28 protein-coding genes and 1 pseudogene are annotated in these 26634 nt (G+C 64.7%); 15 read left to right on the top strand and 14 right to left on the bottom strand.

Annotated features, from left to right (window positions below; genetic code table 11):
- Window position 1 precedes the first annotated feature (1 nt).
- A complete protein-coding gene (locus VI340_RS05965; RefSeq protein ID WP_004516836.1) occupies window positions 2–439 on the top strand; it encodes a transcription elongation factor Spt5 in 438 nt (145 codons plus the stop codon).
- A 134-nt stretch (window positions 440–573) separates the two neighbouring features.
- Window positions 574–645, top strand: a pseudogene (locus VI340_RS05960) (transcription elongation factor Spt5); the annotation flags it as partial.
- 123 nt (window positions 646–768) lie between these two features.
- On the opposite strand, the gene VI340_RS05955 reads toward VI340_RS05960, so the two are convergent.
- Window positions 769–1068 carry a DUF7565 family protein gene (locus VI340_RS05955; RefSeq protein WP_004516837.1) on the bottom strand — a complete coding sequence of 100 codons (300 nt, stop codon included), beginning with the start codon at window positions 1066–1068 and terminating at the stop codon, window positions 769–771.
- Between the two features lie 115 nt (window positions 1069–1183).
- Here VI340_RS05955 and VI340_RS05950 point away from each other — a divergent pair, with 115 nt between their 5' ends.
- The gene (locus tag VI340_RS05950) at window positions 1184–1945 is read left to right on the top strand and encodes a PHP-associated domain-containing protein (RefSeq protein ID WP_008309438.1); all 762 of its coding nucleotides are present in this window, start codon (window positions 1184–1186) and stop codon (window positions 1943–1945) included.
- On the opposite strand, the gene VI340_RS05945 is transcribed toward VI340_RS05950, so the two are convergent.
- Window positions 1942–2448 carry a metal-dependent hydrolase gene (locus VI340_RS05945; protein WP_008309440.1) on the bottom strand — a complete coding sequence of 169 codons (507 nt, stop codon included), beginning with the start codon at window positions 2446–2448 and terminating at the stop codon, window positions 1942–1944. The genes VI340_RS05950 and VI340_RS05945 overlap by 4 nt on opposite strands.
- A 36-nt stretch (window positions 2449–2484) precedes the next feature.
- Window positions 2485–2994, bottom strand: coding sequence for a CinA family protein (locus VI340_RS05940; protein ID WP_336330063.1), 510 nt, complete (start codon window positions 2992–2994; stop codon window positions 2485–2487).
- A gap of 79 nt (window positions 2995–3073) precedes the next feature.
- Here VI340_RS05940 and VI340_RS05935 point away from each other — a divergent pair, with 79 nt between their 5' ends.
- Both VI340_RS05935 and VI340_RS05930 read left to right on the top strand, forming a co-directional pair.
- A complete protein-coding gene (locus VI340_RS05935) occupies window positions 3074–3217 on the top strand; it encodes a hypothetical protein (protein WP_004961837.1) in 144 nt (47 codons plus the stop codon).
- Window positions 3218–3255: 38 nt separating this feature from the next.
- Window positions 3256–4374: a pyridoxal phosphate-dependent aminotransferase gene (locus tag VI340_RS05930; RefSeq protein WP_336358001.1), complete on the top strand. Its 1119-nt coding sequence runs from the start codon at window positions 3256–3258 to the stop codon at window positions 4372–4374.
- A 15-nt stretch (window positions 4375–4389) separates the two neighbouring features.
- Here VI340_RS05930 and citE read toward each other — a convergent pair whose 3' ends face one another.
- The 5 genes from citE to glmS are packed head-to-tail and all read right to left on the bottom strand — an operon-like array spanning window position 4390 to window position 9660.
- Window positions 4390–5430, bottom strand: a complete 1041-nt coding sequence (gene citE / locus VI340_RS05925) for an L-malyl-CoA/beta-methylmalyl-CoA lyase (RefSeq protein ID WP_008309445.1) — start codon at window positions 5428–5430, stop codon at window positions 4390–4392.
- Complete coding sequence (gene mch, locus VI340_RS05920) at window positions 5427–6503, bottom strand: 2-methylfumaryl-CoA hydratase (RefSeq protein WP_336358000.1); 1077 nt, start codon at window positions 6501–6503, stop codon at window positions 5427–5429. Before mch ends, citE begins: the two co-directional genes overlap by 4 nt.
- Window positions 6496–7764, bottom strand: coding sequence for a methylaspartate ammonia-lyase (locus VI340_RS05915; protein ID WP_336357999.1), 1269 nt, complete (start codon window positions 7762–7764; stop codon window positions 6496–6498). The genes mch and VI340_RS05915 overlap by 8 nt, the downstream gene beginning before the upstream one ends.
- On the bottom strand, window positions 7754–9217 hold the full coding sequence (locus VI340_RS05910; protein WP_336357998.1) for a methylaspartate mutase subunit E: 1464 nt from the start codon (window positions 9215–9217) through the stop codon (window positions 7754–7756). The genes VI340_RS05915 and VI340_RS05910 overlap by 11 nt, the downstream gene beginning before the upstream one ends.
- 2 nt (window positions 9218–9219) lie before the next feature.
- Complete coding sequence (gene glmS / locus VI340_RS05905) at window positions 9220–9660, bottom strand: methylaspartate mutase subunit S (RefSeq protein WP_004516847.1); 441 nt, start codon at window positions 9658–9660, stop codon at window positions 9220–9222.
- Between the two features lie 121 nt (window positions 9661–9781).
- On the opposite strand from glmS, the gene mct reads away from it, so the two are divergent.
- The 6 genes from mct to VI340_RS05880 all read left to right on the top strand — a co-directional run bounded on the left by mct (window position 9782) and on the right by VI340_RS05880 (window position 16293).
- Window positions 9782–10972 carry a succinyl-CoA:mesaconate CoA-transferase gene (mct, locus tag VI340_RS05900; protein ID WP_336357997.1) on the top strand — a complete coding sequence of 397 codons (1191 nt, stop codon included), beginning with the start codon at window positions 9782–9784 and terminating at the stop codon, window positions 10970–10972.
- Window positions 10973–11042: 70 nt separating this feature from the next.
- The gene (locus VI340_RS05895) at window positions 11043–11483 is read left to right on the top strand and encodes a TRAM domain-containing protein (RefSeq protein WP_008309452.1); all 441 of its coding nucleotides are present in this window, start codon (window positions 11043–11045) and stop codon (window positions 11481–11483) included.
- 202 nt (window positions 11484–11685) lie between these two features.
- The gene (locus tag VI340_RS05890; RefSeq protein ID WP_004516850.1) at window positions 11686–12246 is read left to right on the top strand and encodes a TATA-box-binding protein; all 561 of its coding nucleotides are present in this window, start codon (window positions 11686–11688) and stop codon (window positions 12244–12246) included.
- Between the two features lie 222 nt (window positions 12247–12468).
- The gene (locus VI340_RS05885; RefSeq protein WP_336357996.1) at window positions 12469–14916 is read left to right on the top strand and encodes an ATP-dependent DNA helicase; all 2448 of its coding nucleotides are present in this window, start codon (window positions 12469–12471) and stop codon (window positions 14914–14916) included.
- Between the two features lie 75 nt (window positions 14917–14991).
- The gene (locus tag VI340_RS19835) at window positions 14992–15153 is read left to right on the top strand and encodes a DUF7563 family protein (RefSeq protein ID WP_004516852.1); all 162 of its coding nucleotides are present in this window, start codon (window positions 14992–14994) and stop codon (window positions 15151–15153) included.
- 51 nt (window positions 15154–15204) lie between these two features.
- Complete coding sequence (locus tag VI340_RS05880) at window positions 15205–16293, top strand: ArsA family ATPase (RefSeq protein WP_008309457.1); 1089 nt, start codon at window positions 15205–15207, stop codon at window positions 16291–16293.
- A gap of 32 nt (window positions 16294–16325) precedes the next feature.
- On the opposite strand, the gene VI340_RS05875 is transcribed toward VI340_RS05880, so the two are convergent.
- The 4 genes from VI340_RS05875 to VI340_RS05860 form a co-directional block, all read right to left on the bottom strand.
- Entirely contained in the window at window positions 16326–17150 is an 825-nt protein-coding gene (locus tag VI340_RS05875) for an SDR family oxidoreductase (protein ID WP_008309459.1), read from the bottom strand.
- A gap of 42 nt (window positions 17151–17192) precedes the next feature.
- A complete protein-coding gene (locus VI340_RS05870) occupies window positions 17193–18011 on the bottom strand; it encodes an endonuclease V (RefSeq protein WP_336357995.1) in 819 nt (272 codons plus the stop codon).
- Window positions 18012–18013: 2 nt separating this feature from the next.
- Entirely contained in the window at window positions 18014–18955 is a 942-nt protein-coding gene (locus VI340_RS05865) for a rhomboid family intramembrane serine protease (protein ID WP_336330055.1), read from the bottom strand.
- An 86-nt stretch (window positions 18956–19041) separates the two neighbouring features.
- Window positions 19042–19986 carry a response regulator gene (locus VI340_RS05860; protein WP_336357994.1) on the bottom strand — a complete coding sequence of 315 codons (945 nt, stop codon included), beginning with the start codon at window positions 19984–19986 and terminating at the stop codon, window positions 19042–19044.
- A 412-nt stretch (window positions 19987–20398) separates the two neighbouring features.
- Between VI340_RS05860 and VI340_RS05855 the strand changes: the two genes are divergently transcribed.
- A complete protein-coding gene (locus tag VI340_RS05855) occupies window positions 20399–20530 on the top strand; it encodes a DUF7503 family protein (RefSeq protein ID WP_011223170.1) in 132 nt (43 codons plus the stop codon).
- 67 nt (window positions 20531–20597) lie between these two features.
- Here the strand turns inward: VI340_RS05855 and VI340_RS05850 are convergent, their stop codons facing one another.
- Entirely contained in the window at window positions 20598–22682 is a 2085-nt protein-coding gene (locus VI340_RS05850; RefSeq protein WP_336357993.1) for a hypothetical protein, read from the bottom strand.
- Between the two features lie 228 nt (window positions 22683–22910).
- Here VI340_RS05850 and VI340_RS05845 point away from each other — a divergent pair, with 228 nt between their 5' ends.
- The 3 genes from VI340_RS05845 to VI340_RS05835 are packed head-to-tail and all read left to right on the top strand — an operon-like array spanning window position 22911 to window position 25558.
- The gene (locus VI340_RS05845; RefSeq protein ID WP_008309469.1) at window positions 22911–23363 is read left to right on the top strand and encodes a DUF5788 family protein; all 453 of its coding nucleotides are present in this window, start codon (window positions 22911–22913) and stop codon (window positions 23361–23363) included.
- Between the two features lies 1 nt (window position 23364).
- Window positions 23365–25101: a DNA polymerase/3'-5' exonuclease PolX gene (polX, locus tag VI340_RS05840; RefSeq protein ID WP_336357992.1), complete on the top strand. Its 1737-nt coding sequence runs from the start codon at window positions 23365–23367 to the stop codon at window positions 25099–25101.
- Window positions 25094–25558, top strand: a complete 465-nt coding sequence (locus VI340_RS05835; RefSeq protein ID WP_008309472.1) for a Mut7-C RNAse domain-containing protein — start codon at window positions 25094–25096, stop codon at window positions 25556–25558. Before polX ends, VI340_RS05835 begins: the two co-directional genes overlap by 8 nt.
- 24 nt (window positions 25559–25582) lie before the next feature.
- On the opposite strand, the gene VI340_RS05830 is transcribed toward VI340_RS05835, so the two are convergent.
- Window positions 25583–26602 carry a LolA family protein gene (locus VI340_RS05830; RefSeq protein WP_336357991.1) on the bottom strand — a complete coding sequence of 340 codons (1020 nt, stop codon included), beginning with the start codon at window positions 26600–26602 and terminating at the stop codon, window positions 25583–25585.
- Window positions 26603–26634 lie beyond the last annotated feature (32 nt).

Here is a 26634-nt window from a genome sequence, read left to right as displayed (position 1 = left end):
GATGGGAATCTACGCAGTCAAAACCACGGCCAGTCAGGAACGCACCGTCGCGGACATGATCATCTCCCGCGAGGAAGACGAGATCCACGCCGCGCTCGCACCGGACTCGCTCACGAGCTACGTCATGGTCGAAGCGGACGATCACAACGTCTTCGACCGGATCCTCGACGAGATACCCCACGCCAACGGCGTCGTGCAGGGGGAGTCCTCGATGGCGGAAGTCGAGCACTTCCTCTCGCCGAAACCGGACGTGGAAGGCATCGCGGAGGGCGACATCGTCGAACTCATCGCCGGCCCGTTCAAGGGCGAGAAGGCGCAGGTCCAGCGCATCGACGAAGGCAAGGATCAGGTCACCGTCGAACTGTACGAGGCAACGGTCCCGATTCCGGTCACCGTGCGTGGCGATCAGATACGCGTTCTCGACTCCGAAGAGCGGTAGGCACATATCCACCGGCGGAGCCGGTGGTTCACTGGCCCGAACGACGTGAGGGCCCGCTTTTTCGCCCACGTTTTTCGAGGAGTGGTGCGCGAACACAGTGAGCGTACCCGACGAAGAAAAAGGTGGAGCAGTAGGAAGCGACGGTCCCGATTCCGGTCACTGTGCGTGGCGACCAGATTCGCGTTCTCGACTCCGAAGAGCGCTGAGCGAAGCGCTCCTCGTTCAACTCGAACGGGAGCGGAGCGAGCCATGAGACCGTACGGTAGCCTTTTTAGCGAGCTAACGGCGGCGACTAAACTTCCGCCTATGTTTCACAAAGCGCGCAGTCGCTACGCTTCGCCGCCTTCCAGTCGGTCGATGACCTCGCTCATGTTGGCGGCGGCCTCGACGGACTCCTTGATCTGTTCGCGGCGGCGGACCTCGGCGGCAGAGGCGTCGTAGGCGCGGACGTACTCCGCGCGGGAGTGTTCGTCGAAGGCGTGCTTGATAGCGAAGTAGCCGTCGGGGACGACGGCACCGCAGACCTTGCACTCGATGCGGTCGTGTTCGACCGACTGGTGGATGATAAGCTCCTCGACGCGGTCGAACTGTCTGTCGTCCCCTTCGATGTCGCACTCCCAGCGTGGCATTTGCTCAGTGGCAGGCGACGCGGGGTTAAAAACGTTGGCTGCCACCTGTCATCGGTCTGTCCCGAAGGCTGCCGAAACGGAAACCCCTAATGGCAGTACGGAGTTAGCGTTCACCGTGCAACCCGAGGGGTACGCCGTTGATCTCCACGTGAAAGTGCTCGACGACGGGGTCGTCGAGCGCGCGAAGGCACGTGGCCTCGACGCGCTGGTGTACGCGCCGCATTTCACGCGGCTACCGGAGATACGGCGGCAAGCAGAGGCGTTTTCCGACGAAGAGCTGACTGTGTTTCCAGCCAGAGAGATATTTACTGGCACCTGGCAACAGCGCAGGCATGTGCTGGCGATTGGCCTCGAAGAGCCGATCCCGGATTTCATCACCTTCGACGGCGCGATGCGAGAGTTGGACCGTCAGGGCGCAGCCGTGCTCGTCCCCCACCCCGGGTTTCTCAACGTGAGCCTCGGACTGGACGACATCGAAGCGTACGACGACGTTATCGACGCGCTGGAAGTGTACAACCCCAAGCAACTGTCCCACCACCGAGACCGCGCGCAGTCGTTCACGTCGGAGACCGGCCACGAGCCGTTCGTCTCGTCGTATGCCCACGTTCGTGGTACCGTCGGCGAGGCCTACGTGAACTTCGCCGAGGCGTTCGACGACGTGGCGGCGCTCAGTGCAGCGCTGAAAGACGACGTGGAGCGGTCGCTGTTCCATCGTGACGGCCTCTCACACGACATCCGCCGGGCAGTCGAGTGGGCGCACCTGGGGCTGGAAAACACCTGGGGCAAGTTCGACCGGCTGATGCTACAGGGCACCGAGCCAACTCATCCGGACCACGTCGCGTACAGCGGTCGGTTCGACGATGTGAAAGTGTACTAAACCAGAAACGCGCTGTTCTCGACGACGAAGGTACGGACCGACGGCGGCAGGTACTGTGGGAGCACATGTATCAACAGCCCGACCGCGGCCAGTTCGAAGATGGTAATCGCGACGGTGACAACCTCCGCATACTCACTGGAAGTCGTCACACCCGTCGGTGACCCGTACTCTTTGTCCGAGATGGGGTAAAACAGCGCGATGCCCCGGCGGGAACCGAAGTAGTCCAGCACGTAGTGGGTGAGGACGCCGAGCCACACCCATTGGAGATTGCCGCCGTGATACAGCGGATGGGCCAGGAAGATCACGAGGACAGGGATGTTGTGCAGCGTCTTGCGGTGCTTGCCGAAGGCGGTGTCGACGTCGGGGAACAGTGCGCCCAGAACGACGGGAAGGAACACCTCTGTGATTGTCGCGAATGTCGTCACGTCGCCCGAGGGGTCAAGGACGTATCCCAGTCCGATGCTCAGGAGGACGGCGTTCAGGACGTGCCCACGTTTGTTCATCTACCGGACCGTCTGTGTCCCGACTGAAAGAGCTTACTACTCCTGTAAGGCGGTTTCCAGGTCTCGGAGCGCCTGTGTCGCGATGCTCGCTTTGATTTCTCGACGGGTGCCGTCGAACTCGTAGCGGGACACAGTCACGCCCGACTCGTTGGTCCCCCACGGGGCGGCCTCTGCCACGGCGATGTAGACCGTCCCGACGGGCGTCTCCGACGAGCCACCGCTCGGCCCGGCGACGCCAGTCGTGGCGACGCCCCAGTCGGTCCGGGCGGTATCGCGTGCGCCCTGGGCCATTTCGACAGCTACCGACTCAGAGACCGCGCCGTGGGCGTCCAGCGATTCCCGCGAGACGGCCAGCAGTTCCCGCTTGGCCTCGTAGGAGTAGGTGACCAGCGAGCGGTCGAAGTAGTCGCTGGAGCCGGGTATGTCCGTTATCTTCGACCCGACAAGGCCGCCGGTACAGGACTCCGCGGTAGCGACCGTGGCATCGGCTTCTCGGAGCCGCTTGCCGACGCGTTTCTCGACTGGGTCCGCTGTATCGTCTGTCATTACCGGTCGTTGTCGTGACAGGCGAATAAGCGTTCAGGACGGGCCGGGATACTTTCAGTTCAGAGACACAACTACGTGTATGAGCTATCAGACGACGCTTGGCTGGTCACTCGTTACGTCGGGTCTCGTGACGCTATTCCTCTGGGTCTTGCCGGGGTCGGACCTTCTGTGGGGGATGCTGTTGCTGGTCCTCGGCGGACTGACGCTGTACATCCGCCAGTAGACAGAAAAGCAGACGGGGCCGGCAGCCGGAGGGCCCGTATGGACTACACGGAACCCCAGTTCTTCCGGGTCATGCAGTACGCGGCCCGGGCCGACCGGGACGTGGTGGACATGGTGTCGGGCAACCCCGACTGGGACCCGCCCGAGGGGCTTCGGGACGGGCTCAGAGACTACGCCGAGGCTCCGGCCGACGACTACCAGTACCCGCCCAGCGTCGGGCTGACGCCCCTCCGCGATGAAATCGCCGCTCGGCGTGGGGTGGACCGGAACCGAGTCCTCATCACGAACGGCGCGGGTGAGGCAAACCACCTCGCGATGACCGGCGGGCTCCATCACTTCGACGGCAACGAGATTCTCCTGACAGACCCGGTCTACCCCTACTACGCCGGCCGGGCGAACTTCATCGGCGCGGACATCTCTTTCGTCCCGGTCGACGAGCACAACCGATTGAGACCAGCGGACGTTCGGGCGGCCGCGAGCGAGGAGACGGCCGTCATCGTCGTCAATTCGCCGAACAACCCCACTGGCGCGGTGTACGACGCCGACGCGATGGTGGAGTTCGCAGCTATCGCCGAGGAGTACGACGCGCTGCTGCTCAGCGACGAGGTGTACGACCACTTCGACTACGCGGGTCGGTTCAGTTCGGCGCTGCACGCCGACTCCGACCACGTCGTCGCCACCAACTCCTTCTCGAAGACGATGGCGATCACCGGCTTCCGTGTTGGCTACGCCGTCTTCCCACCGGAGGACGGCCCGACCGGCGAACTCCTTGAACGTGCTCGCACCCAGCACATGCTCACGAACGTCACCGGGAGCCGGCCGGCGCAGTACGCCGTCCTGCGGGCGCTGAAGACGACGAGTCCGGACTACTACGCCGACTGCCGACGGCGACTGGAAGAACGCGTCGACGACTTCTGCGCCGCGCTGGCCGAGGCTGGTGCCGAGTACAACCGCCCCGACGGTGGCTTCTACGTGATGGCCCGATTCCCCGACTTCCCCGGGTCCTTCGAGAACGTGTACGAACTCGTCGACGAGGCCGGCGTCGCCGGGATGCCCGGCGAGGCGTTCGGCGAATCCCGGCGCGACTGGCTCCGGTTCGCGCTCGTGACGCCACGGGTCGACGAGGCGGCCGAACGGCTGGCGAACTACTTCGAATAAAAAGCGACTGCCGGCTTAGCCGAAGATCAGTTCGACATCTCGTGCCCGCGCCAGCAGGTCGTCGTCGTAGTACTCCTCGGTCTGGGCAGGGTGGGTCTCGTCGATAGCTCGGACGGTTTTGACCGTGTTCGCGAAGTTCTTGTAGGTCGCCTCGTCGACCATCTGGCCGTCGACGACGACTGCGCCGGTCCCCTCGCGCTTGGCCTCGTTGAACGACTCGATCTTGTGGAGGTCACGTTCCATTTCCTCCACTGTCGGCATGTGGATGCGGTTGGCCTGCGTGGTCTGCTTGGGGTGTAGCGACCACGAGCCGTCGATGCCGATGGTCGCCTCGTGTTCCACCTGGTCGGCGTACCCCTCGGCGTTGTAGTAGGTGACGCCGGCGCGCTCGTGGAACAGTTGGTCGAAGGGGCCGCCGATGGCGACGATGTCCGCCGCGCTCGTCTCATTCGAGAGCGCTTCGAGCAGGCCGTCCCAGCGGGGCCGCTCCCCGTCGAGCGCGCGCCCGCCGAGTTCCGCGGTGTAGTCCACCGGCCCGAACACGAGCGCGGAGAGCCGCGAGTCAGCCGCGTACTGGCATATTTCGCGGAGGTCCGAGCGGCCGGGTGCCGTCTCCAGAATGATCGCCATCTCCAGCGTCCCCTCGGCAAGCCCGGCGTCGCGCTCCGCGTCGGCGATGACGCCTGCCGCGTCACGTACGTCGTCGAGGCGGCCGACCTTCGGGAAGACGAAGCCGTCCAGTTCCTCGCCGACCTCAGCCGCGAGGCGGGTTACCTGCTCGATGCCGCGCTCGCGGGCGTCGGCGTCGTCGTAGGCCCATTCGACCCGTGGGAGGATGTCCCCCGCGAACTCGTCGGCGTGGTCGGGGATGTGCTCGACGATATTGTCGACGGCCTCGTCTTTCATCGACGGCGCGGTGCCGTCCTCGATGTCTGGGACGAGCCAGTCGGGGGTCTGGAACCCCTCGCTGGTGAGTCCCGAGACGAGGAACTTCGCGCTGTTGTCGTTCGGTATCGCGGCCGGTGCGGTCTGGAATGTGCGACAGAGTCGTGTCATTGATTTCGCTGAATGAGTGCGGTTCGCCGGCCAGAGTAGACCGGGGTCTGCTCCTGATTGAACGCGACGTGCTCGAACGTGACCGCGCCGGCCCCTTCCGGCCCGGCGTCGGGGTCGCAGTCGAGGACGCGGGTGAAGCCGTAGACGGTGTCGCCCAGCGTGACGAAATCGTGGAACCGCTCGTCAGCAAACCGCTGCTCGCGGTAGGTCGCTTCGTCGGAGCGAGCGTGGGCCAGCGCAATCGAGCGGGTCACGTCGCCGTACGCGACGATGTCGCCCGACGGCGAGTCGGCCATCTCGTCGCGGTTGTGGTGCTGGCGAGCGGTGTTGAGCGTCGAAAGCGGCAGCCCGGCGACGAGTTGGTCGTCCATCGTCCGCCCGCGTTCGTGGCGGTAGGCGACGGCGGCGTTCTCCTCGCGGGCGGTGTCGAGTGCCGCTTGGAAATCCCCGAAACGTTCGCCGTCTGGAGAGACGAGGGTGTCGGGCAGCGTCGTCCCCCCATCGTCCTGTTCCCCGACAGCGCCGCCGTCGGTGGCCGCCGGCTCGCGTCGCGGAATCATGTTCGTCCGCCGGTAGGACACCAGCGTCTCGCCGGTCTCGCGGTCCCGGCCTTCCGTCTCCCAGGTGACGATGCCGTACTTCGGCCGGGAGGAGGAGGTTCGGGTGTCGACGACGGTCGAAGTCACCGACAGCGGCGTCCCCGCTGTCGCCGGCTGGTGGAACTCCACGTCATCGCGGCCGAGGAAGTAACCGCCCTTCTCGGAGAGGTCCTCAACGGTGATACCCATCACACACGCAATGAGGTAGTCCGGGTGGACCGGGCGTTCCTCGAAGCCGCGCTCGCGGGCGGTGTCTGCCCGCCAGTACGCCGGGTCGTGGTTGAGCGTCTGGCCCATCCACTGCTCGCTCCCGTGGTGGGAGAGTCGGAGGCCGGGGTCGTGAGCGAGTTCGTCGCCCTCAGCGAAGAACTCGAAGAAGTGGCCCTTCTCACGGGTGTCGGCCCGGTCCAGCAGCGCGTCGAACGTCTCGCCGTCCGAGAGGTCCATGGCGTCGGGGTCAGTCCAGTCAGTCATCGGCCGGAACCTCCCGTGTGGCCTCGCGGCGTGCAAGCGCCCGCCGCATCTCGTTCGTGACGACCATGAACCCCTCGTCGAAGCCCATCCCGGGCTTTGCCAGCACCTGCGCGGCGTCGGTCGCCAGCGCGACGTGGGCACAGGCCCGCGCCGAGGTCACGGTCTCGTTGCAGGTCCCGCCGACGTAGGCGCGGGTATCCGTGCCCTCGCAGTACAGCACCGCTTCGGCCGAGCGCTGGATCCCACCGAGGTCCGGCGTCTTTATCTGGACCAGGTCGGCGGCTTCCGCGTCGACGAACGCCTGTACGTCCTCGAAAGTGTTGCACCACTCGTCGGCGACGATGTCCACCTCGACGCCGGCGTCCGCGAGGCCGCCGCGGAGTTCGGCCATCCGGGATATCTGCTCCGCGCGGCCGCCGGCGTCCATCGGCCCCTCGACCTGGAGGGGGTACGGGGCGGCGGCCTCGCGCAGGGTTTCGAAGTAGTCGGTCACCTCGGTCCGGTCGTACGGCGGGCCGAACACCTTCCCGAGGATGCCGTACACGTCGACGTGGAAGCGCGGCGAGTACGGCTCCGGCCCGAGGGCCGTCGCCCGGTCCGAGAGCCACGCGAGGTAGTCACGCAGCCCCTCGCCGTTCTCGCCGACCTTCTCGACGCTGTTGAACAGGCCGTGGGGCAACACCGGGACGCCCTTGATGAGCATCTTCTCGGCGTTGATGCGGCGCTCGTCACCCGACTGGCCGAACACCGGAATCGGTGACGTGGCCGGTTCGGTGTCGTAGGTGTCGGCGAGCACGTCCGTCGGCGTCACCCCGCGTGCTTGTGCGGCGGCGTTCAGCAGCGCCTGTGAGACGCCGTAGCGGACCGCGGTGTGGAGCTGGTCACCGCCCGAACGCTGTGCGTTCATCTCCTCCAGCATCGTCGCGTTGGCACCGAACTGTGTCGCATCTTGGCCCCGGAGCGCATCGGCAACGGGACCCTCGACGACGGGACGGTAGTTCTCGGCCCGGAACAGCGGGTCGCGGCCGCCGGCCCCCGAGTACTGGACCGCAGCACAGTCGCCCGTCGCGATGGAGCCGTCGGCGAGTTCGATTTCCACGATGAGGGCCTCGCCGGCCTCGCGGATGCGGTCGAACCCCTCCGTGACCGGCTGGCCGTCGTAGGCGAACCCGCTCTGGGTCGCCCCGTCCTTGATTGCCTGCTGGTCGTCGAAGAAGAACCCCGACAAGCCGGGAACCGTCCGAACGTCCTCAATCCGCATCGCTCGCACCTCCCGTGGGGCTGTTGTCACCGGTCGGCCGCCCGATGAGCTTCCCGTCGCTGATGGCGTCCACGTCGTCGGCGACCATCCGGAAGGACTGGTCGCGCCCCTCGGTCTCGGCCCGTTCGCCCAACCGCGCGGCGTGGATCTCCTTGATGTCGTCCGGGAGCGCGAGGTCCGCGAACTCGAAGATGCGGACCCGGCCGTCGTCGTCTCTGGCCGGTAGCACCGCGCCCTCAGCGGCGTCGCTCGGCGCGAACGGCACGTCCAGCGCGCCGCTGTCGAAGGCGTTGATGACCCCCCGTGCCACGTCGCCGTCGCCGGCGTCGTAGATCGCGTCCATCAGCGCCCGTGTCTCCCGCTCGATGAGCGCCTGTTCCTCTTCGATACCCCCGAGGTCGATATCCTGTTCGATCATCATATCGATAAGCTGTCTCGTCGTTCGCAGTCCGGCCGCGTTGGCCTCCTTCGTCGGCACGCCCTGGAACTCCTGAGCGGACTTCGTGATGACTTTGTCCGGCTGGGCGACGGCCGCCGTCGCGCCGCCGAGGCTGATGACGCCGTTGGCCCGCGCCTCGTCGGGCGGGAAGCCGCCCATCCACTCGTGGAAGACGGTCGTGACGGTCACCTCGTCGCGGAGGTACTCGTTGCCGAGCTTCCGAAGCGCGCGAAGCGCCGCCACGTCCTGCACGAGGTTCCCGACCTGGCCGTAGCCCAGCGTGAGCGACCGGACGCCCTGTGTCGCGGCCAGCTCGCCCTCGACGAGCATCACCGCGATGGCGATGCTCGGCGGGACGAGGGTGCCGGTCAGCGGGCCGAACGGCTCGCGGTTGATGGTGACGCCGCGCTCGGTGTAGGCCCCGCAGAGCCGGTCGACGAACTGCCAGTGTTCGATGGTCGTCGCGAGGTCGTGCCGTTTCGTGTACGGGATGTTGTAGGAGATCGGCCCGCCCTCGAAGCTCTGGAAGCCGCCGGCGAGGGTAACCATCGCCAGCAGTCGAGCGTCCGGCGTGCCGTGCCGGACCTCTACCGGCGCGTCCAGCGCCCGGATGAGCCGTCGGCAGTCCTCGACACCGTGGTTGACCGCCGGGAAGCCGTTCAGCTCGTTCTCGTCGCTGCCGCGGGAGGCGGCCAGTCCCTCCTCGGCCTTCTCGTATTCGTTGTCGCGCGTGTACGAGTCGATGGTCGTCGGCAGGAGGTCCGCGCCGCCCTCGTCCTGGAGATACCGCAGCAGGTCGATCTGCTCTTCGAGGCAGGGCACGCCCGCCCGCGGCTGGAGGAGCGGCTGGTCGGCCGACTCCAGCACCGTGGCGAACTGTTTGGAGGCCGGCAGCGACTCGTGGAAGGCGATGGCCTCCTCGAAGTCGACTTCCCGGCCCGTGTGCCAGTTGTCCCTGAGTTCGTTTGCGATGCGCTGTAGCTGGTCGTCGCTGAGTCGCTCGTCAGTTGGCATAGTCACCCGTCAACCCTGATCTGCTCCGCCTCTGTTGTCGTCAGTTGCAGGTCTTCGCGGAGCATCTCGATGGCCTCTTCCGGGTCGGTCTCCGCGTCGAAGACTCGGTCGAAGCCCATCTGCCGGAAGGTCGCCTGCGTCTCCTCAAAGTCGGACTGGCCGACGGCGAGGTTCCCGCCGACGTAGGTGAGCACGTCGAGCCCGGCGTCGTCGAGCTCGTCGTGAAGCCCCTCACAGTCCTGACGGGCGTGCCCGTACAGGGAGGATACCAGTACTGCCTCGGCGTCGTGCGATTTCGCGGCGGAGACGAACTCGTCCTGTGAAGTCTGGACACCGAGGTTGATGACCTCGAAGCCAGCGGCCGAGAGCGCCTGCTCTAGAATCGTGATGCCGACGACGTGCGCGTCGGAGCCAATCACGCCGAGGATAACGGTCCGGGGCATGTACTACCCCGTCATCGGCGGGTAGTGATAAACCTAATGGTCTTTCATGATAATATGGCCTTAAGGAATTTATAACGGACATTCAAGAAGGTTTATGCGGCCGCCCCGTCGTGGTTTTCCCATGGGTGCGCTTGACGACTTGCGTGTGCTCGACCTGACACAGGTCCTCGCCGGACCGTACTGTACGATGTTGCTCGCGGACATGGGCGCGGACGTGGTAAAGGTCGAACGCCCCGGCGGCGACCTCATCCGGTCGAACCCGCCGTTCGTGTCCGACGGCGACGAGGAGGCCTACGGCGGCTACTTCCAGAGCGTCAACCGCGGGAAACGCTCGCTCGAACTCGATCTGGGTGCCGACGAAGACCGCGAGGCGTTCCTCTCGCTCGTCGAGCGCGCAGACGTGGTGGTCGAGAACTTCAAGGCCGGCACGATGGAGAAGTTCGACTGCGGCTACGAGACGCTGCGGGAGCACAACCCGGACCTCATCTACTCCTCCATCCGGGGCTTTGGCGACCCGCGGACGGGCGAAACCCACCGGCAGGGCCAGCCCTCGTTCGACCTCATCGCGCAGGCGCTGGGCGGCGTCATGGAAATCACGGGGCAGTCGGACGGGCCGCCGACGAAGGTCGGCCCTGGCGTCGGCGACCTCTTCACTGCCGTGCTGAACGCCGTCGGAATCCTCGCGGCCGTCCATCACCGCGAGCGCACTGGCGAGGGGCAGTACGTCGATACGGCGATGTACGACTCGATGGTGTCGCTGTGTGAGCGAACGGTGTACCAGTACTCCTGTGACGGCCAGTCGCCGACCCGGCAGGGGAACTCTCACCCGACGCTGTTCCCGTACGACTCCTTCGAGGCCGCCGACGGCCACGTCGTCATCGCGGCGTTCTCCGACGGCCACTGGGAGACGCTGTGCGAGGCGATGGAGCGCCCGGACCTCGCCGCGGATTACCCCGACGCCGGCAGTCGGATCGCGAACCGCGAGTCCCTGCGCCGCGAAATCGCCGACTGGACAGCCACCATCGACTCGGAGACGCTCCTCGACCTGCTCGAAGGGCGCGTGCCGGCCGCGCCGGTCCAGAACACCGCCGACATCTTCGACGACCCCCACATCCACGACCGGGAGATGCTCACCGATGTCGACCAGCCCGGCGCCGACGAACAGATAACCATCGCCGGCAGTCCGATAAAGATGACCGAAACCATGCCCTCGCCCGGTGGTCGCGCGCCGCTGCTAGACGAGCACAGGACGGAACTGCTCGACGAGGCCGGGGTCGGTACGGGCACCAATCGCGTCGAAAGCGACGACTAATCGGCAACTGCCGGCAATTTTCACCACATCAGGGCAGGACCATTATCTATCATGAGCCGTAGAATAGGCTATGGTCGAAGTTCCAGATGCACTCAGTACATTGTTCAGTGCGCGAGTAGAGACTGACGGGGACCGATATATTGTCGAGATTCCGAAAAGCGAAGTGTCCCACGGCGCGATTTCGCCGGGCGAGACTTACCGCGTCGGTCTGCTCTCACAGGTCGATGCCGGCTCGTCGACGACGGCCCAGCCACAGACGCCCACACAGGATACCGACCCGGAGCGAGCCGACACCGGCGTCCCGCAACCGCCGGTCGACGAGGGCGAGATCCGAAACGTCACCATCGAATCGCTGGGCGACCAGGGCGACGGCATCGCCAAGGTCGAGCGGGGCTACGTCGTCATTGTCCCCGACGGCGAACCGGGCGACTCGCCGACCGTCGAAATCGAAACCGTGCAGGAGAACGTCGCGTTTGCGAGCGTCGTCGACAACGACGGCCGGACCGTATAGCGGGACTGCTGGCTCTTTTCGGCTCGTTCTACCGCCGGAGTGGCAGCCTCGCAGGACCGGACCGAACGGGCACAGCGGGCCGCTCGGCGGACGTACCCCCACTTGAATGGAATCTGTCGGACGTGGTAGAGGTCGAAGAACGACTAGTAATCACAGCATCACAAACGTTTATATGATTTAAATCCGGTATTTAAAACACTATATGGTCGACCCAAAAGAGAGCATTGACATCGAAAATGTCGTTGCTTCGACCGGTATCGGACAAGAACTCGACCTTGAGAGCGTCGCGATGGACCTGGAGGGAGCCGACTACGACCCCGAGCAGTTCCCGGGCCTCGTCTATCGGACACAGGACCCCAAATCCGCCGCGCTCATCTTCCGGTCGGGCAAGATCGTCTGCACGGGTGCGAAATCCACGGACGACGTCCACCAGAGCCTGCGTATCGTCTTCGACAAACTCCGCGACCTGAACATCCAGGTCGACGACGATCCCGAAATCGTCGTCCAGAACATCGTCAGTTCCGCGGACCTCGGGAGTTCGCTCAACCTCAACGCCATCGCAATCGGCCTCGGCCTCGAGAACATCGAGTACGAGCCGGAGCAGTTCCCGGGCCTCGTCTACCGACTGGACGAGCCCGACGTGGTCGCGCTGCTGTTCGGTTCGGGGAAGCTCGTCGTCACCGGCGGGAAGCGAAAGGAGGACGCGGAGGAAGCCGTCGACACTATCGTCGAGCGGCTCAGCGACCTCGGCCTGCTGGACTAACGGCTCGGTGCTATAGTAACAATTGAAACGATGTACACACTGATCGCACTGCCGTCGTGCGATCAGGTGTGCATTGATTTTCAATGGCTACTATAGTGACTGGCCGGCGGTCAGTCACTGCCCGTTTTTCCGTTCATTGTGGTCTCGACGCTGTTCACACAGAGCGCGAGCGGCGGACAGGAACCCTGCGGTTCAAATACCGGGACGACTAACCCCGGCCCAATGGCAGACCCCGCCTCGACGGGCACGGAGTCCTGGCGCACGTATTTCGGCTTCGACGAGCCATACGAGAATCAGGCCGACGCCGTCGAACGAGCCATCGAGGCGGGCAAGGCGCGCGGTTTTCTCGCGATGGAGGGTCCCTGCGGGACGGGCAAGACGATGGCCGCGCTCACCGCCGGCGCGACGCTGGTCCGCGATACGAATCTGTACGAGCGAATGGTCGTCGTTACCCCGGTCAAACAACAGCTCCAGCAGTTCGTCGACGACCTTCGAGCGCTCAACGCTGGAATAGAGGAGCCCTTCGACGGCATCTCGCTGGTCGGCAAGCGCGACCTCTGCCCGTACGGTCGCGAGGGGCAGTTCCCCGACGACGTGGGCACGCACGACCGCTGTGAGGACCTCAGGGAGGCGACGGCGCGGTTAGTCGAGGACGACGGGCGCTCGGACGGCGCAGCCGTCGCGGACGCCACAATCGCCGGTGAGACCGACGACGACCAGTGGTGGGACCCGCGGAAGGGTCAGGACCTCGCCGCTGCCGCGCGCCCCGACGCAGTCGAGCAGTCGACGCTGGGCGACGACACACTCCAGACCGCTGGCGCGACCTCCCCATACCGGAAGGCCCAGCCCACGGCCCCAGAGTCGATGGCTGAGGGATCGGACCCGCCGCTGTACTGTCCGTTCGAAGCGGACTGGTACGCTCGTAACAAGGGCTCGCCCGTCGATTTCTCCGCCGGGGAGGGGCATGTAGTGACGATGGACGACTACCTGCCGGCGGCGACGGAGCGCGGGACCTGCCCACACCGGGTGATGAGCGTGATGCTAAACGAGGCCGACGTTGTCATCGGGAACTACAACCACCTGTTCGACCCCGGCTCTCGACCCCTGCTGTCGGACGTGCTCGACGGCCAGACGCTCGTCATCGTGGACGAGGCCCACCGGCTCGAAGAGCGCGTGCGGGACCTCTTGTCGGACCGCCTGGGCCGCCAGACTATCGTCCAGGCGCGCAACGACTGCACGACGCTCATTCAGCGCGCCCAGCAGAGCGCCGACCACAAGGCGCAGGTCCGCGAGGTGCTGTCGGCCCGTGAAGTCCCGCTGGACGCAGTCGACCAGGCCCGGAAGTTCTACGACGACCTCGTTCGGTGGCTCGACGACCGCATCGAGTCGTTCCTCGACGCCGAACACGAAGGCTGGCGCGCGGACCCGTCGATGCTGCCGGAACACGATAGGGAGATTCCGCTGCGGGACCCCGACACGGTCGAACAGGACGAACTGACCGAGTGGGCCGAGGGCAAGGGATACGACGGGTCGCTCTGGCGGTCACTGTCGAAGGTCGGGGCCGCGGTCGAGGACGCAATCGACCAGCTCGGCCTGACCCGCCAGCCGGTGTGTGCCGCCGTCGGCGTGCTGGCCGGCCAGTGGTGGGAGCGCGACCACGCGACGTTCCTCCGGGAGATCGAACTGGAGCACTCCCCCAATCACGGACAGACCCTCGACGCCGATTACCAGGCCGTCTACACGCCGGGGCTGCTCTGTTACAACTGCATGCCGGCGACGGCGCTTCGGAACGTCTTCGACGACCTCGGGGGCGGTATCCTGATGAGCGCGACGCTGGAGCCGCTGGACGTGTTCACCCGCGTTTCCGGGCTGGATTCGATGGCCGAGACGGGGTCGACAGCCCCCGACGAGCAGTCCGGCGACGGCCGGCCGGTCCGCACGACCACCTACGACCTGCCGTTCCCGTCCGAGAACCGGGCCTCGTATCTCGTGGACGCGACGCCGTTTACCGCGCGCAACCGCGGCGACCCCGAGACGATGCGGCCGCTCGGGGAGAACTGGAACCCGACGCGCGACGAGTACGCACAGGCGCTGCGCGCGCTGGCCCGCTCGCCGGGCAACGTCATGGTGGCGATGCCGAACTATCGGGAGGCGCGCTGGGCCGGCGCATACCTGCAAGAAGCCGTCGACAAGGCCGTTCTCGTTGACGAGTCATCGAGCAACGAGGAGACCGAACGGCTGAAACGCGAGTTCTTCAGCGGCGACGGGAAAGTCATGGTCACGTCGACACGCGGGACGCTGACGGAGGGTGTCGACTACGACGGCGAGAAGCTATCGACCTGTGCCGTCGTGGGCATCCCGCTGGTGAATATCGGGTCGCCGCGCGTCCGGGGTGTCCAGCGAGCATACGGCGACGCCTTCGGCGAGGACAACGCCTTCGAGTACGCCCTGACTGTCCCGGCCGTGCGGCGCGCGCGCCAGGCCATCGGCCGCGTCATCCGCGGTGTCGACGAGGTCGGCGTGCGGGCGCTGGTCGGCCGCCGGTACACGCCGGACGCACGGCATTCGGTGTATCCGTACCTGCCCGCCGGCGAGCGCGAGGAGTTCACCCGGATGACACCCGATTTCCTCGCGAGCCAACTAGATTCGTTCTGGGCCGACCACCAGTAGTGCCGCCTGTTGATTAACCGGAAGATTTCGTTGCCAGCGGAAAGCATATACATCGTGGAACGAGTGTACCTATAGATGCCCGAGTGTCAGAACTGCGGCGAGTTCGTAACCGAGCAGTACGTACGGGTTTTCACACCAGAAGCCGTCGAAGGTCATGGCCCCCGGGTCTGTCCGAACTGTGAGGACAAACTCAGAGACGGCGCGGATGTCCGTGAAGCGCGATCCTCGAGGCAGTAGGACAACTCTTTTTCGGGAAGTACTCAAGTCCGGGCGAGCGTAGCTCCTGGCATGAGCGAACTCGACGTCGAGGCGGTCGACGACATCGACGCACCCGCGGGAATCGACGCAGCGGAGTACGTCCTCTACGGCGGGAAAGGCGGCGTCGGCAAGACGACGTGTGCCGCGGCAACGGCGCTGGCCTCCGCGCGAGACGACACGGCGACGCTCGTCGTCTCTACGGACCCCGCACACTCCCTGTCGGACACACTGGAGGCAGACATTCCGGCGACGCCGACGCGCATCCGTGAGGACATCCCGCTGTACGCCGCGGAAATCGACCCGGAGGCCGCCGTCGGCGAGGGACCGCTCGGCGTCGAGGAGGACGCACTCGGCGGCGTGGGCGAACTGCTCGGCGGCGACGGCATGTTCGGCGGTGGCGCAGGCGGCGCAGCAGGCGCAGGTCAGGCCGAGGACCCCATCGGCGGCGAGGAGGGACTCCTCGGCGGGTCGATGCCCGGGGCTGACGAGGCCGCGGCCCTCCGCCTCCTGCTGGATTACGTCGACGACGACCGCTTCGACCGCGTCGTCATCGACACCGCCCCGACCGGTCACACGCTCCGCCTGCTGGAACTCCCCGAGACGATGGATTCGATGGTCGGGAAGATCCTCCAGCTCCGCGAGCGGTTTTCGGGGATGATGGACAACCTCACCGGCATGTTCGGCGACGACCAAGACGTGGATGCTGAGGCCGGCATCGAGGACCTGCGGGAACTGTCCGACCGCATCGAACACCTGCGGTCGATTCTGCAGGATTCCCGGAAGACCGACTTCCGCATCGTGATGGTCCCCGAGGAACTGTCTGTGGTCGAATCCGAACGCTTGCTCGCCCAACTCGACGAGTTCAACATCCCCGTCAGCACCGTCGTCGTCAACAGAGTGATGCAAGACCCGAGCGAAGTGCTCGGCGAGGACGTAGACATCGCCGGCCCGAACCACGCCGACTGCGAGTTCTGCGCGCGGCGCTGGCAGGTCCAGCAGGACGCGCTGGCCCGGTCACAGGACATGTTCCGCGGCCACGACGTGCGCCGCGTCCCGCTGTTCGCCGAAGAAGTGCGCGGCGAGCGGTTGCTGTCGGTTGTGGCGGCCTGTCTGGACTGAGACAGATTGGTGTATCGGGCGGCAGTCGTTGCTTAACTCGTCAGCTTCCGGATGACGCCAAAGGCCGCGTCGCGCCACCGCGCCGGCAGATAGTCAAGCATGAGAAGCAGTTGCGCGCCCTGGCCGACGGGATACCGCGGCTCGGGATCGCTGGCGCTGGCGGCGTCGCGGATGGTGAGCGCCACCGTCCCGGGGGTGACCGACAGTGCGTCCTGGATGCCGACGAGGCTCGAATCCTCGTGGGCCTGGTACAGCCAGTCGTACGCGCCGGACTTGTCGAGCTCATCGAGTTCTTCCTCGGCGCGGTCGTCGAAGTTGGTCTCCACCGGTCCGGGTTCGACGAGCACCACGTCGATGCCGAACTCCTCGACCTCCATCCGGAGCGCGTCGCTGAGCCCCTCCAGAGCGAACTTCGAGGCGGCGTAGCCACCCTGGTTCGGGAACGCGATACGGCCCGCGACGCTGGAGACGTTGACGATAGTTCCGTTCTCGCGAGCCCGCATGTGCGGGAGCGCTTCGCGGATGAGTCGGTGGGGGCCGTAGAGGTTCACGTCGAACTGCTCGTGTAGCGCCGCCGTCGACACGTCCTCGACCGCGCCGAACTGCGGGTAGCCGGCGTTGTTCACCAGGCAGTCGAGCCGGCCCTCGGCGTCGATGAGCGACTCAACGACCCGCTCGCATTCGCGCGGGTTCGTCACGTCGAGTTCGGCGGTCTCACACCCGTCTTCGCCGAGGTCTTCGATGTCCGATTCCTCGCGGGCGGTCGCCCAGACAGTCCAGTCGTCGGCCAGGAACGCCTCGGCACTCGCCCGCCCGATACCCGAGGACGCTCCGGTAATCAGCACCGTCTTCGCCATGTGTTGGCCGGGAGAACACACCCCGGGAAGTTATACTGTCGGTTATTCGGACGGAGTACTGACAGCAGCCTTCGCCTCGTCGGCGTAGCTGTCGGCCAGCCGGGTCGGCTCGGGGAGCTTGTAGCCGTCGGTGGTGGCTTCGACGATGTCCGCCGCCGTGCTTGCGCTGACGCGATGGCCGGGGCTGACGATGAGCGGATTGATGTGCCGGTTCGGTGAGTCGTACTGACGCGTCTGGAGCGCATGACCGATAACCGTTCCATCGGGGCAGGTCTCGACGCTGTCGTCTGCTGCAATCGGAATCCGAGTCCCTTCCGGGTATGTTTCGTCGAGCGACTGCTCCGGCGTGCCACAGAGGAGGCTCTTGGCGACGCCGACGGCCGGCACGTCCAGCGTGATGCCGATGTGTGTCGCCAGGCCGGCCTCCCGAAAGTGGATGCGACCGCTGCCGTCGACGAGTACCACGTCCGGGTCGGCCTCCAACTCAGCGAAGGCGGCCAGGATTGCGCCGCCTTCGCGGAACGACAGCAGGCCGGGAATGTACGGAATCTCGGTGCGCTCCACGGCGCTGACCCGCTCGATGACCTCGTCGTTCCGTAGCACGACAATAGCCGAGACGGCCCTGTCGTCGACGAACGCCTGGTCGACGCCGGCGACGAGCGGCGCGTCCGTTGTATCGTCGCCAGCACCCAGCGTCGTCTGGTCGCCGTCCGGGACGTCTCCGGCGCGCCCGATTGTCTCGGGTGAAAAGTCCAGGTCGTCCTCGAATCGCGCAACCTCGGCGATGTCGCGTTGCAGCGACTCCATCTCCGCTTGCGAGAGCGACGGGTCGGGGACGAACTCGGGGCGAACCGGGTCCATCGTCACGGACGACGGCGGCCGGGACCGCCCGGTCCACCGGGGCCGCCTGGGCCGCCGCCACCGCCACCACCGAACTGTATCTGGCCGGGCATCCGGGTCTGCCCCTTGATCTTCTGGCCGTACCAGAGCCCGATGACGAGGCCGATGAGGTGCGCGAGGTGGGCGATATTGCCGCCGAGCAGTCCGGCCCCCATCGGATTGAGCGACCCGAAGATGCTCAACAGGAAGTAGAAGCCGGTGATCGCCCAGATCGGGACGGGGATCAGGAAGTACAGGTACACGCGGAGATCAGGTTTCAGGACGGTCAGGAACGCCATAATCGCCAGTGCCGCGCCGCTGGCTCCGAGGACGCCAGCAGAGGTTCCCTGCACGGTCTGAATTGCGATCTGTCCGAGACCCGCCAGCGCACCGGACACGAGGAAGAAGATCGCGAACTTCTTCGACCCGATCTGCTGCTCGACGAGTCGGCCGAAGAAGTATATGATAATCCCGTTTCCGAGAATGTGATAGAACCCGAAGGGGGCATGTGAGAACACCGACGTGACCCAGGTCCAGACGTACTCCGGATTGTCTGGATGGAGAATGAACAGCGTTTGGAACGCTTCGCGACCGAGGGAAAGGATGACGACGTGTTCGAGGATGAACACGATCCCCATGATCGCCAGGAACAGGTACGTGACGTTCCCCCGGAAGTACGCCAGCGGGCCGCCGGGTCCGGTGTCGATACCGAGCCGGTCGGCGACGCCGCCGCCCCCGGAGGTCTGGCCAGTGTTTACACTCTCATCGAACCCGCTGTCGAACACGCCGCCCGGATCGCTCCAGTTATCCAGTCCGGGGCAATCGTGGGCCTCGGGCAGTCTGTGTTCCGAACAGTAGGTCCCGCCACAGTGCCCACACTGGTACGGCATGTTCTCCTGCTTTCCACAGGCATCGCACTCCGACATTGTCCTACGGTAGGAGTGGGCGGTGGAAAGGGATTGTGCTTATACTGTCGGCTGTCAGTCTGTGACGGGTTTCGTGACGCAGCGGCTCATTCGCCGATGTCGGGGTTGCTTTCAGCGTCCCGGAGCACGCCGATCCACGCCGGTTCGTCGTCGTACTCGATCGACCCGCCGGACACCTCGGTGGTGCGCGTTTCGCCGTCGGCCTGTTGCCCCGCAAATTCCGAATGGAACGTGTCAAGCTCGTCCGACTCTGCGGTTCGGAGTGAGCCGGGGAACTGGCTTTCGTCGCCCTCTGGAGTGAGTATAGTCGGTGATTCGTCGATGAGCTCACTCTGGTCGTAGCCGAAAATGTCGGCCAGCTTCTGGTTCACGTAGACGAACGTCCCGTCCTGAATGATACAGACGCCCGCGAGCTCCTGTTCGACGAGCCGTTGATACCACGAGAGGGCGTTCCAGAACCGCTGTTCGGTGCGGTGTTGCTCGACGGCGTTCTCGATTCGGTTGGCGAGGACGTCGTACGTATCTGACCGGCCTCCCTTCTGCATGTAGTCCGTCACGCCCGACGCGATTGCCTCGCTCGCGATCTCCTCGCTACCCTTGCCAGTGAACAGAATGAACGGGATGTCCTGGTACTGCTCGCGGACGAGTTCCAGAAACTCCAGCCCGTCGGTGTTTGGCATGTCGTAGTCGCTGACGATACAGTCGACCTGCTCGGTCCGGAGGAAATCGAGCGCGGCGACGGCGCTGGTCTTCGTCACGACGTCGAAGTCGTCGTTGATGCGTTCGAGATACATCTCGACCAGTTCACCGACCTGTGGGTCGTCGTCGACGTGCAACACGGTACACTGCTGGGACTGCTCGACTTTCGCTAGTGGAATCGGCACCTCTGCCCGTATTTCATCGCGGCGGTCCGCTGATTCGGTCCGGAGAAGCGGTGTGTGACGCGTCGTCGCGCGGCGGCTTCCGCTGATGGCCTCGCTGGAGAGTTCCACTATCTTATCCTCGAGCTGCCACTGCTCCTCAGAAGTCATTTTCTCTCACGGTGCTGTCGATAGTACAGCAGTCGAACGCAATCACCCGTCCAGTCACGCTGGTCGTGAGTGTTGTAGACCTCAGCCCCCCTACGTCTGCCCGCCAAAGAGAGCCGGCGGGACGTATGTGTTTCAAATAGTAGTCAGGAACTACCCATCCAGACATCAATACCTAATCCTGGCCAGTAGTTACATACCAGTCTACTAAACGCTACTGATGAGGTGTATCGCTGTGGGCCTTCTTCTGAACGTTTCACCCGTCTGTGTTACTTGACCGCCATATGGTCGGTTCAAGTCTTATATGTGTAGATTCCCGGATTTATCTTTTAATTCTATACTTAATACAACATATAATATGTAGGTACACTTCAGATAAATTTAATTATTTCGCGCCCTACATCAAAATCGTATCATGTCCGATACTACCATGCGCGAATACCTCGCAGAGCACCCGAAAATGGCCGGCGCACTGTTCACCCTCCTGATGCTACTGTCACAGGCGGGGACTGCAGCAGCTAATAATAATATCTACATCGGGCCATAAACCGTAGAACTGGCAACATAAGCAGCTGTTTTCGTCGCGTTGTTCTTAGCAAAAACCGGCAAGGAAATCAGCCGATATCTTCTAGTTCCATCGAATTACTCCAATAGAGATCTCCGCCGGTTTTGACAGGGACTTGTTGCATCTGAAGGAACTCAGATAGTTCCGAGCTAGAAATATTGAAACTTCCAACTGATCCCGGCGCTAAAAAGTACTCTTCACACTTCTCAAAGAACGGAAATACGATTGCTCCTAAGCCTTTGTTATCCATAGAATAGGCCTTCATTTCTACGTCGTATCCTGCTGTGGTCGCAGAAACATTCAGTAGATTCGGTGTCCCGTTTTCCGCTTGCGCAACTGTCACACCACCATCACCAACCACGATATACTGCCCCCCAAGAACGCTCTTTTTACGTGCGATAGTAAGCGCCGCTCGAAGGGGGAAGCCGCAGTTCAACAGCCTGGCGACCGTTTCACCGATGCGAACCGCGCCGTCGTTCAGCACTTCGTTAAGCGTGACGATGCCAGCGATTGCGCCCTTTTCGACGAGCGCTAACCCCTGGTTGTAGGAGTTGCAGGCGTTCAGCAGGAAGGTGTCGATACCGACCGAGTCGACTGTCGTCACGTCGAGCTTGCCATCGCGGCAGACGAAGCCGTCGTGTTCGGTGTGGCCGATGTAGTGGAAGAACTCCGCGTCGGTCGTGAGAACGGTCCTGAGCTCCGCCGTCGTCAGGTCGTCGTGGACCGTGACATCGAACGGCAAGTCGTCGCGGGTGCCGTACACGTCGTCGACGACCTGCCGTTCCTCGTCCATGCGAGCGTCGTTCTGGACGACGCGAATCGTGATGTCCTCGGCGTTCGTGTCGCGGTCAAGCCGGTGTTCGAACGCCGCTTTGGTCAGCTTGCTCGCACCGATGGGGATACTGTCCCCGATCCAGGCCTGTTCCAGTGAGTCCTCGGCCTGCGGCTCGACGTAGTCCGCCTCGGATGGAGCGGTCGCAGCATCGGAACTCGCGGCGCGGGTGATGACATCGTCCCGGGTGAACTCGGCCTCGACTTCCGCCGGAACGCTCGCCTGCTCCAGCTGCTCTCGCTGGTGTGTTCGGACGATAGCGAGGTCGTCGACGACGTACGGGAGCTGTTCCGCGTTCGCCGGCACCGGGTCGATGTGCGTCGTCAGCCGCCACTTCGGGATATGGTCCTCGATGACGTCGTACGGGACCTGCAGATAGGCGGCGACCTGCTCCGCCAGCGGCTGCTGATACAGCGACTGGAAGTCGAGGTCGACGTACGGCTCGATGGCCGCTCGCTCGTGCAAGTCGATCTGGTGGAATCCCTCGGTTCGCGTGACACAATCGAGAAAGAAGAGACGTTTGAGCGTGCGTCCGACCTCGGATTCGAAGCCCCGTGCGGTATCAAGCGAGTACGTAAATCCCGTGTCGGTCGTGAGCCGCGGTTCGGATGCGGGGACGAGTGAGGCTCCGAGATAGTACGCAAGCGGTGCGGCGACGAAGATCGACGGGAGGTCGGGCGGTAATTCGAGTGTGACACCGGTATCCGGCCTGTCGATATCCGACGGGATAGCCAGACTGTCACCGATCTCAAGCGCCGGTGGGTGGCCGCGAAGCGTCGGATAAGAGCGCTCGGGGTCGTGAGCCTTGAGCGCGGACCCGAAGGTCTCGACTGCGGCCATCACGTCTGTCGGTTGCTCAGTTGTCGTGACCGTGGCTGCTGGCCGGTCGTGCTGGGACCGAGCGCCGATGAGCAGGTCTACCGGAGCGTCGAACTCGATGCGGGTCCGGCCCGAGTCGACGGTGACCTCTACCGCGGTGTCTTCGACCCGCATATACGTCTTGATCTGCGTCAGCGGGTCCAGCACGTAGTCGTCCGCCGGCAGCGTCTCCGACTCGAACTGGGCGACCTCGGCGGCTATCGCTCCGGCATCGTCACGGACGTACACCATGACCACTGTCGGAAGTTCGATAGCGCGTGTCTGTATCCGGACAGCGTCCCCGACCGGATACTGGAACATGTCGGTCGCTGCCTCCCTGGGCGCGACGGGGGTCGGCGTGTGTATCCGGTAGCGCTGGCGCTCGATCTGATCAATAACCGCAAGTCCAGGGCGGTCGTCAAGCGGTTCGAACGTTAGAGTCATGTAATAGGCGAGGGGGACAGTAGGACTCTCGTACAATGAGAACGACAGAAACCATGAAAAAGATATCGCCGACTTCGTTCTCTCTTAGTCGAGACCACGGGATGGATCTCCCCCGAAACTGGGGGACAGGATAGGGACGCGTGGCCGATCCAAGACAGGAAGTTCCGTGCAAACACCGCCGGTGGCTTGGCGAAGCGGGTAAGGGCACCCCGGTCTAACACTCCGGTAGTGAAAGAGTTCGAGCGCAAACAGTTGCTGGAGCGCATCGAACGCGACAGCGCGACCGTCGGTGCGGATATCCCCGATGAGATCACCGTGCAGGGCGAGGAGATCGAACTCCAGTCGTTCGTCTTCGAAATCAAGCGTCGGGAGACGATTCCGCGGGGCGAGCGCGAACGCGTCGAGCAGGCGAAAAAGAACCTGCGGCGCGAGCGCCTCCAGCGCAAGCAGCGGATCGAGGACAACAAAGTGAGCTACGAGCGCGGCGAAGAGCTTGCCACGGCCATCATCGGTATCGACCGGGCGCTCAACGCGCTCGAACAGCTCGGTGCGGCCAACATCGAACAGGAAGCGCAGACCCAGGAGACGGCCGACAGGAAGCGCTGGATGAAGTTCCTCCAGAAAGCACTGGGTCACGAGGACGCGGACTCCGGCACGGGTCGTGCCGGGCGGAGCTACTAACATGAGCCGGAACGACGAAATCGCGACACTGCTCGAAGAGTTTGCCGACCTGCTGGACGCGAAAGGGGTGGAGTACAAGCCCCGAGCCTACCGCCGGGCAGCCGAGAACATCAGGGACTTCCCCGGGGCGATCGAGGGGCTGGCCACCGAGGGCGAGGACAGCGTCGGCGAGATCGACGGCGTCGGTGACGCTATCTCCTCGAAGGTCGTTGAATACGTCAACACTGGCGAAATCGAGGAGCTAACCGAACTCCGCGCGGAACTCCCCGTCGAGATGGATGCTCTCACGGCGGTCGAGGGCGTGGGACCGAAATCCGTCGGCTCGCTGTACGAGGCGCTGGGAATCACTACCCTTGACGAATTGGAAGCAGCCGCCGAGGCCGGCGAGATACAGGAAGTCTCGGGCTTCGGCGCGAAAACGGAGCAGAACATCCTCGACAACATCGACTTCGCCCGCGAGGCCCACGAGCGGTCGCTGCTCGGCGAGGCCCGGCCGTACGGCGACCGTATTCGGAGCTTCATGGCCGGCGGCGACGCCGTGGCCGAGTGCGCGCTCGGTGGGTCGATCCGCCGCTGGCGACCGACCATCGGCGACGTGGACGTACTCGTCGGAAGCACCGACCCCGAGGCCGTCGTCGAGCGGTTCACCGACTGGGACGGGCTCGACCGGGTCATCGAGTCCGGCGAGACGAAAGCGAGCGCCTACGCGGACGACGTGCGGGTCGACCTGCGAATCGTCGACCCCTCGGAGTTCGGCGCGGCGCTACAGTATTTCACCGGGAGCAAGGACCACAACGTGGCGGTCCGCAACCGCGCTATCGAACGGGACCTCAAAGTCAACGAGTACGGCGTGTTTGATGTCGAAGGCGTCGAGGACGACGGCCAGCGGGCCGGCGAACTGGTGGCCAGCGAGACCGAGGACGCAGTGTACGACGCGCTGGGCATGGATTGGGTGCCGCCGGAACTCCGCGAGAACCGCGGTGAGGTCAAAGCCGCCGCCGACGGGTCGCTCCCCGACCTCCTCGCCGAGGGCGAGGTCCGCGGCGATATCCACACCCATACGAACTGGTCGGACGGCGGCAACACCATCGCAGAAATGGTCGCGGGCGCGGCCGACTTCGGCCACGACTACCTCGCTGTCACGGACCACGCGACCGGACCGGGGATGGTCGGCGGCGTCGGCGTCCCGGACGAGAAACTCCGCGAACAGTTGGCCGAGGTGGAATCGGTCGCGGCGGACGCCGACATCGACGTGTTCTCCGGCGTCGAGGCCAACATCGCCGCGGACGGCAGTATCTCCGTTGCCGACGGCTTGCTGGCGGAACTGGACGTGGTCGTCGCCTCGCCACATGCCGCGCTGGACGGGGACGGCACGGACCGCCTCGTCGCCGCAGCGGAACACCCCGACGTGAACGTCATCGGCCATCCGACGGGGCGCTATCTGAACCGCCGGGAAGGGCTGGATGTTGATATCGAGCGTCTCGCAACAGCCGCCGCCGACAACGACACGGCGCTGGAGATAAACGCCAACCCGGCCCGGCTGGACCTCGGCGGCGGCGCGGTCAAGCAGGCCGTCGAGGCCGGGGCAGCAATCGTCATCAACACCGATGCACACAGCCCACGCGACCTCGAACTTCTGCGCTACGGCGTCCACACGGCGCGGCGGGGCTGGGCCGAGACGGACGACGTGCTGAACACCCGCGACGCCGAGGGCCTCCGCGAGTTCCTCGATGCCTGAGAATTCCCCAAGCGACCGGCTCGTGCTCGATGCGATGCTCGGCAAGCTCGCCACCTATCTGCGGATGTGCGGCTACGACACGGCGTACGCGCTAGATCGGGACGCCGAGGCCGACGATGACCTCCTCGCCCTCGCCGAACGCGAAGACCGGCTTGTGATTACTCGGGACAGCGACCTCGCCGCCCGCGCACCCGAGAGCGTGCTCCTCATCGAGCGGGCAGTCGAGGACCAGTTGCGGGAACTCGCCGATGCCGGCTTCAACCTCTCACTCGCTTCGGAGCCGGCTCACTGTGGCGTCTGCAATGGGCCGGTCGAACAGGTCGATCCGGTGGAACCGACGCCGGAGTACGCACCGAATACGGACGACGAGACGGTCTGGCGCTGTACCGACTGCGGACAGTACTTCTGGAAAGGGAGCCACTGGGCGTCAGTTCAGGCGACGCTGGACGGCCTGTAGAACGTAGAAAGTCAGCGGGCGTCGCTACAGTTCTTCAGCCGCGGCGACGGCCTCGTCGGTCGTCCCCTCGACGACCACGCCGGTCGTGACATCGTCCTCGGTCCAGTAGACGACAGCACTGTCGTCGCGCTCGATTGCAGTCGCGTTCTGGCCGTTCACCTGTACCGCCGTCCCGTTCTCCGCATCGGCCAGATAGCTCGACGCGCCGGTCGCAGACAGAGCCGTCACGTTCTCCCCATCGGCGTTGTACTGCTGGGCCACAGCCGTACTCTCGGGCCGGCTGATGTACCGGGCTTCCTCGAAGGTCCCGTTCTCGTATTCGGGCAGGTCCATCTCCGTCGCGGACTGGGCCGCGTCGTAGGAGTCGTACCTCTCGACGGTCGTGACGGCGACCCGGTCAGCCGGCGGGGCGAACTGGCTGTCGTCGATGCTGACGTTGAAGTTCGTCTCCGCGACGGTGAGTTCCGTCCGGTTGGTCCCGTCGTCAGTGGTCAGCTTGTGGACGCGGTAGTCCTCAGTGTCGACCCACAGCGTCGTGTTCGGCGCGTCGATGCTCTCGTTGGTCGGTTCCAGGTCGAGAACGTACGTCGACTCGCCGTCGACTTCGGCGGTCCCCCGGAGCGTCGCGGTGACGTTCTCCTCGGGAACCGGGTCCGTCGTGTCGTTCATCGCCGCCGGGTCCTCGGGCAGTTCGCGGCCGTAGGACTGGTTCTCGCCGACCGCCCAGACGACGGTCCCGTTCGTCCCCATCTCGTAGGACCGGTTCTCGCTCGTGACGGCGGCCCACGTCTTGTTGGGCTCAGCGGCGGCGTACTCGACCGTAGCGGTCTTCGACACCGAGTCGTTCGCGACGCTCACCGTCGCCGTTCCGGTAATTGTCTCAGCTGCGTCGTAGCGCTGCTCGGTCCGGTCGAGCACGTCGTCGCCGGACGGCTGCCCCATCTCGCTGAGGCCGGACACGCCGGCGACCGCCCCAGCAGCCAGTAGTCCAATGGTGACGAACACCGCGACGATAGCCAGTCTCCGTCCGGTATCGGCTGTCATTGTCCGGTCTTAGGACTGGAGTGGTAAGTGGG

Source organism: Haloarcula sp. CGMCC 1.6347, assembly GCF_037078395.1.
Lineage (GTDB): Archaea > Halobacteriota > Halobacteria > Halobacteriales > Haloarculaceae > Haloarcula > Haloarcula amylolytica.
This window is presented reverse-complemented; position numbering and strand designations above follow the sequence as displayed.

Bases quoted from the DNA above. Each gene is read 5' to 3' on its own strand.
- mct (WP_336357997.1), top strand. From the start codon at position 9,782: ATGGGTGCGCTTGACGACTTGCGTGTGCTCGACCTGACACAGGTCCTC.
- VI340_RS05835 (WP_008309472.1), top strand. From the start codon at position 25,094: ATGCCTGAGAATTCCCCAAGCGACCGGCTCGTGCTCGATGCGATGCTC.
- VI340_RS05890 (WP_004516850.1), top strand. From the start codon at position 11,686: ATGGTCGACCCAAAAGAGAGCATTGACATCGAAAATGTCGTTGCTTCG.
- VI340_RS05935 (WP_004961837.1), top strand. From the start codon at position 3,074: ATGAGCTATCAGACGACGCTTGGCTGGTCACTCGTTACGTCGGGTCTC.
- VI340_RS05945 (WP_008309440.1), bottom strand. From the start codon at position 2,448: ATGAACAAACGTGGGCACGTCCTGAACGCCGTCCTCCTGAGCATCGGA.
- VI340_RS05855 (WP_011223170.1), top strand. From the start codon at position 20,399: ATGTCCGATACTACCATGCGCGAATACCTCGCAGAGCACCCGAAAATG.
- VI340_RS05885 (WP_336357996.1), top strand. From the start codon at position 12,469: ATGGCAGACCCCGCCTCGACGGGCACGGAGTCCTGGCGCACGTATTTC.
- VI340_RS05875 (WP_008309459.1), bottom strand. From the start codon at position 17,150: ATGGCGAAGACGGTGCTGATTACCGGAGCGTCCTCGGGTATCGGGCGG.
- citE (WP_008309445.1), bottom strand. From the start codon at position 5,430: ATGACACGACTCTGTCGCACATTCCAGACCGCACCGGCCGCGATACCG.
- mch (WP_336358000.1), bottom strand. From the start codon at position 6,503: ATGACTGACTGGACTGACCCCGACGCCATGGACCTCTCGGACGGCGAG.
- glmS (WP_004516847.1), bottom strand. From the start codon at position 9,660: ATGCCCCGGACCGTTATCCTCGGCGTGATTGGCTCCGACGCGCACGTC.
- VI340_RS05955 (WP_004516837.1), bottom strand. From the start codon at position 1,068: ATGCCACGCTGGGAGTGCGACATCGAAGGGGACGACAGACAGTTCGAC.
- VI340_RS05850 (WP_336357993.1), bottom strand. From the start codon at position 22,682: ATGACTCTAACGTTCGAACCGCTTGACGACCGCCCTGGACTTGCGGTT.
- VI340_RS05930 (WP_336358001.1), top strand. From the start codon at position 3,256: ATGGACTACACGGAACCCCAGTTCTTCCGGGTCATGCAGTACGCGGCC.
- VI340_RS05870 (WP_336357995.1), bottom strand. From the start codon at position 18,011: ATGGACCCGGTTCGCCCCGAGTTCGTCCCCGACCCGTCGCTCTCGCAA.
- VI340_RS05880 (WP_008309457.1), top strand. From the start codon at position 15,205: ATGAGCGAACTCGACGTCGAGGCGGTCGACGACATCGACGCACCCGCG.
- VI340_RS05895 (WP_008309452.1), top strand. From the start codon at position 11,043: ATGGTCGAAGTTCCAGATGCACTCAGTACATTGTTCAGTGCGCGAGTA.
- VI340_RS05865 (WP_336330055.1), bottom strand. From the start codon at position 18,955: ATGTCGGAGTGCGATGCCTGTGGAAAGCAGGAGAACATGCCGTACCAG.
- VI340_RS05860 (WP_336357994.1), bottom strand. From the start codon at position 19,986: ATGACTTCTGAGGAGCAGTGGCAGCTCGAGGATAAGATAGTGGAACTC.
- VI340_RS05915 (WP_336357999.1), bottom strand. From the start codon at position 7,764: ATGCGGATTGAGGACGTTCGGACGGTTCCCGGCTTGTCGGGGTTCTTC.
- VI340_RS05910 (WP_336357998.1), bottom strand. From the start codon at position 9,217: ATGCCAACTGACGAGCGACTCAGCGACGACCAGCTACAGCGCATCGCA.
- polX (WP_336357992.1), top strand. From the start codon at position 23,365: ATGAGCCGGAACGACGAAATCGCGACACTGCTCGAAGAGTTTGCCGAC.
- VI340_RS05830 (WP_336357991.1), bottom strand. From the start codon at position 26,602: ATGACAGCCGATACCGGACGGAGACTGGCTATCGTCGCGGTGTTCGTC.
- VI340_RS05940 (WP_336330063.1), bottom strand. From the start codon at position 2,994: ATGACAGACGATACAGCGGACCCAGTCGAGAAACGCGTCGGCAAGCGG.
- VI340_RS19835 (WP_004516852.1), top strand. From the start codon at position 14,992: ATGCCCGAGTGTCAGAACTGCGGCGAGTTCGTAACCGAGCAGTACGTA.
- VI340_RS05965 (WP_004516836.1), top strand. From the start codon at position 2: ATGGGAATCTACGCAGTCAAAACCACGGCCAGTCAGGAACGCACCGTC.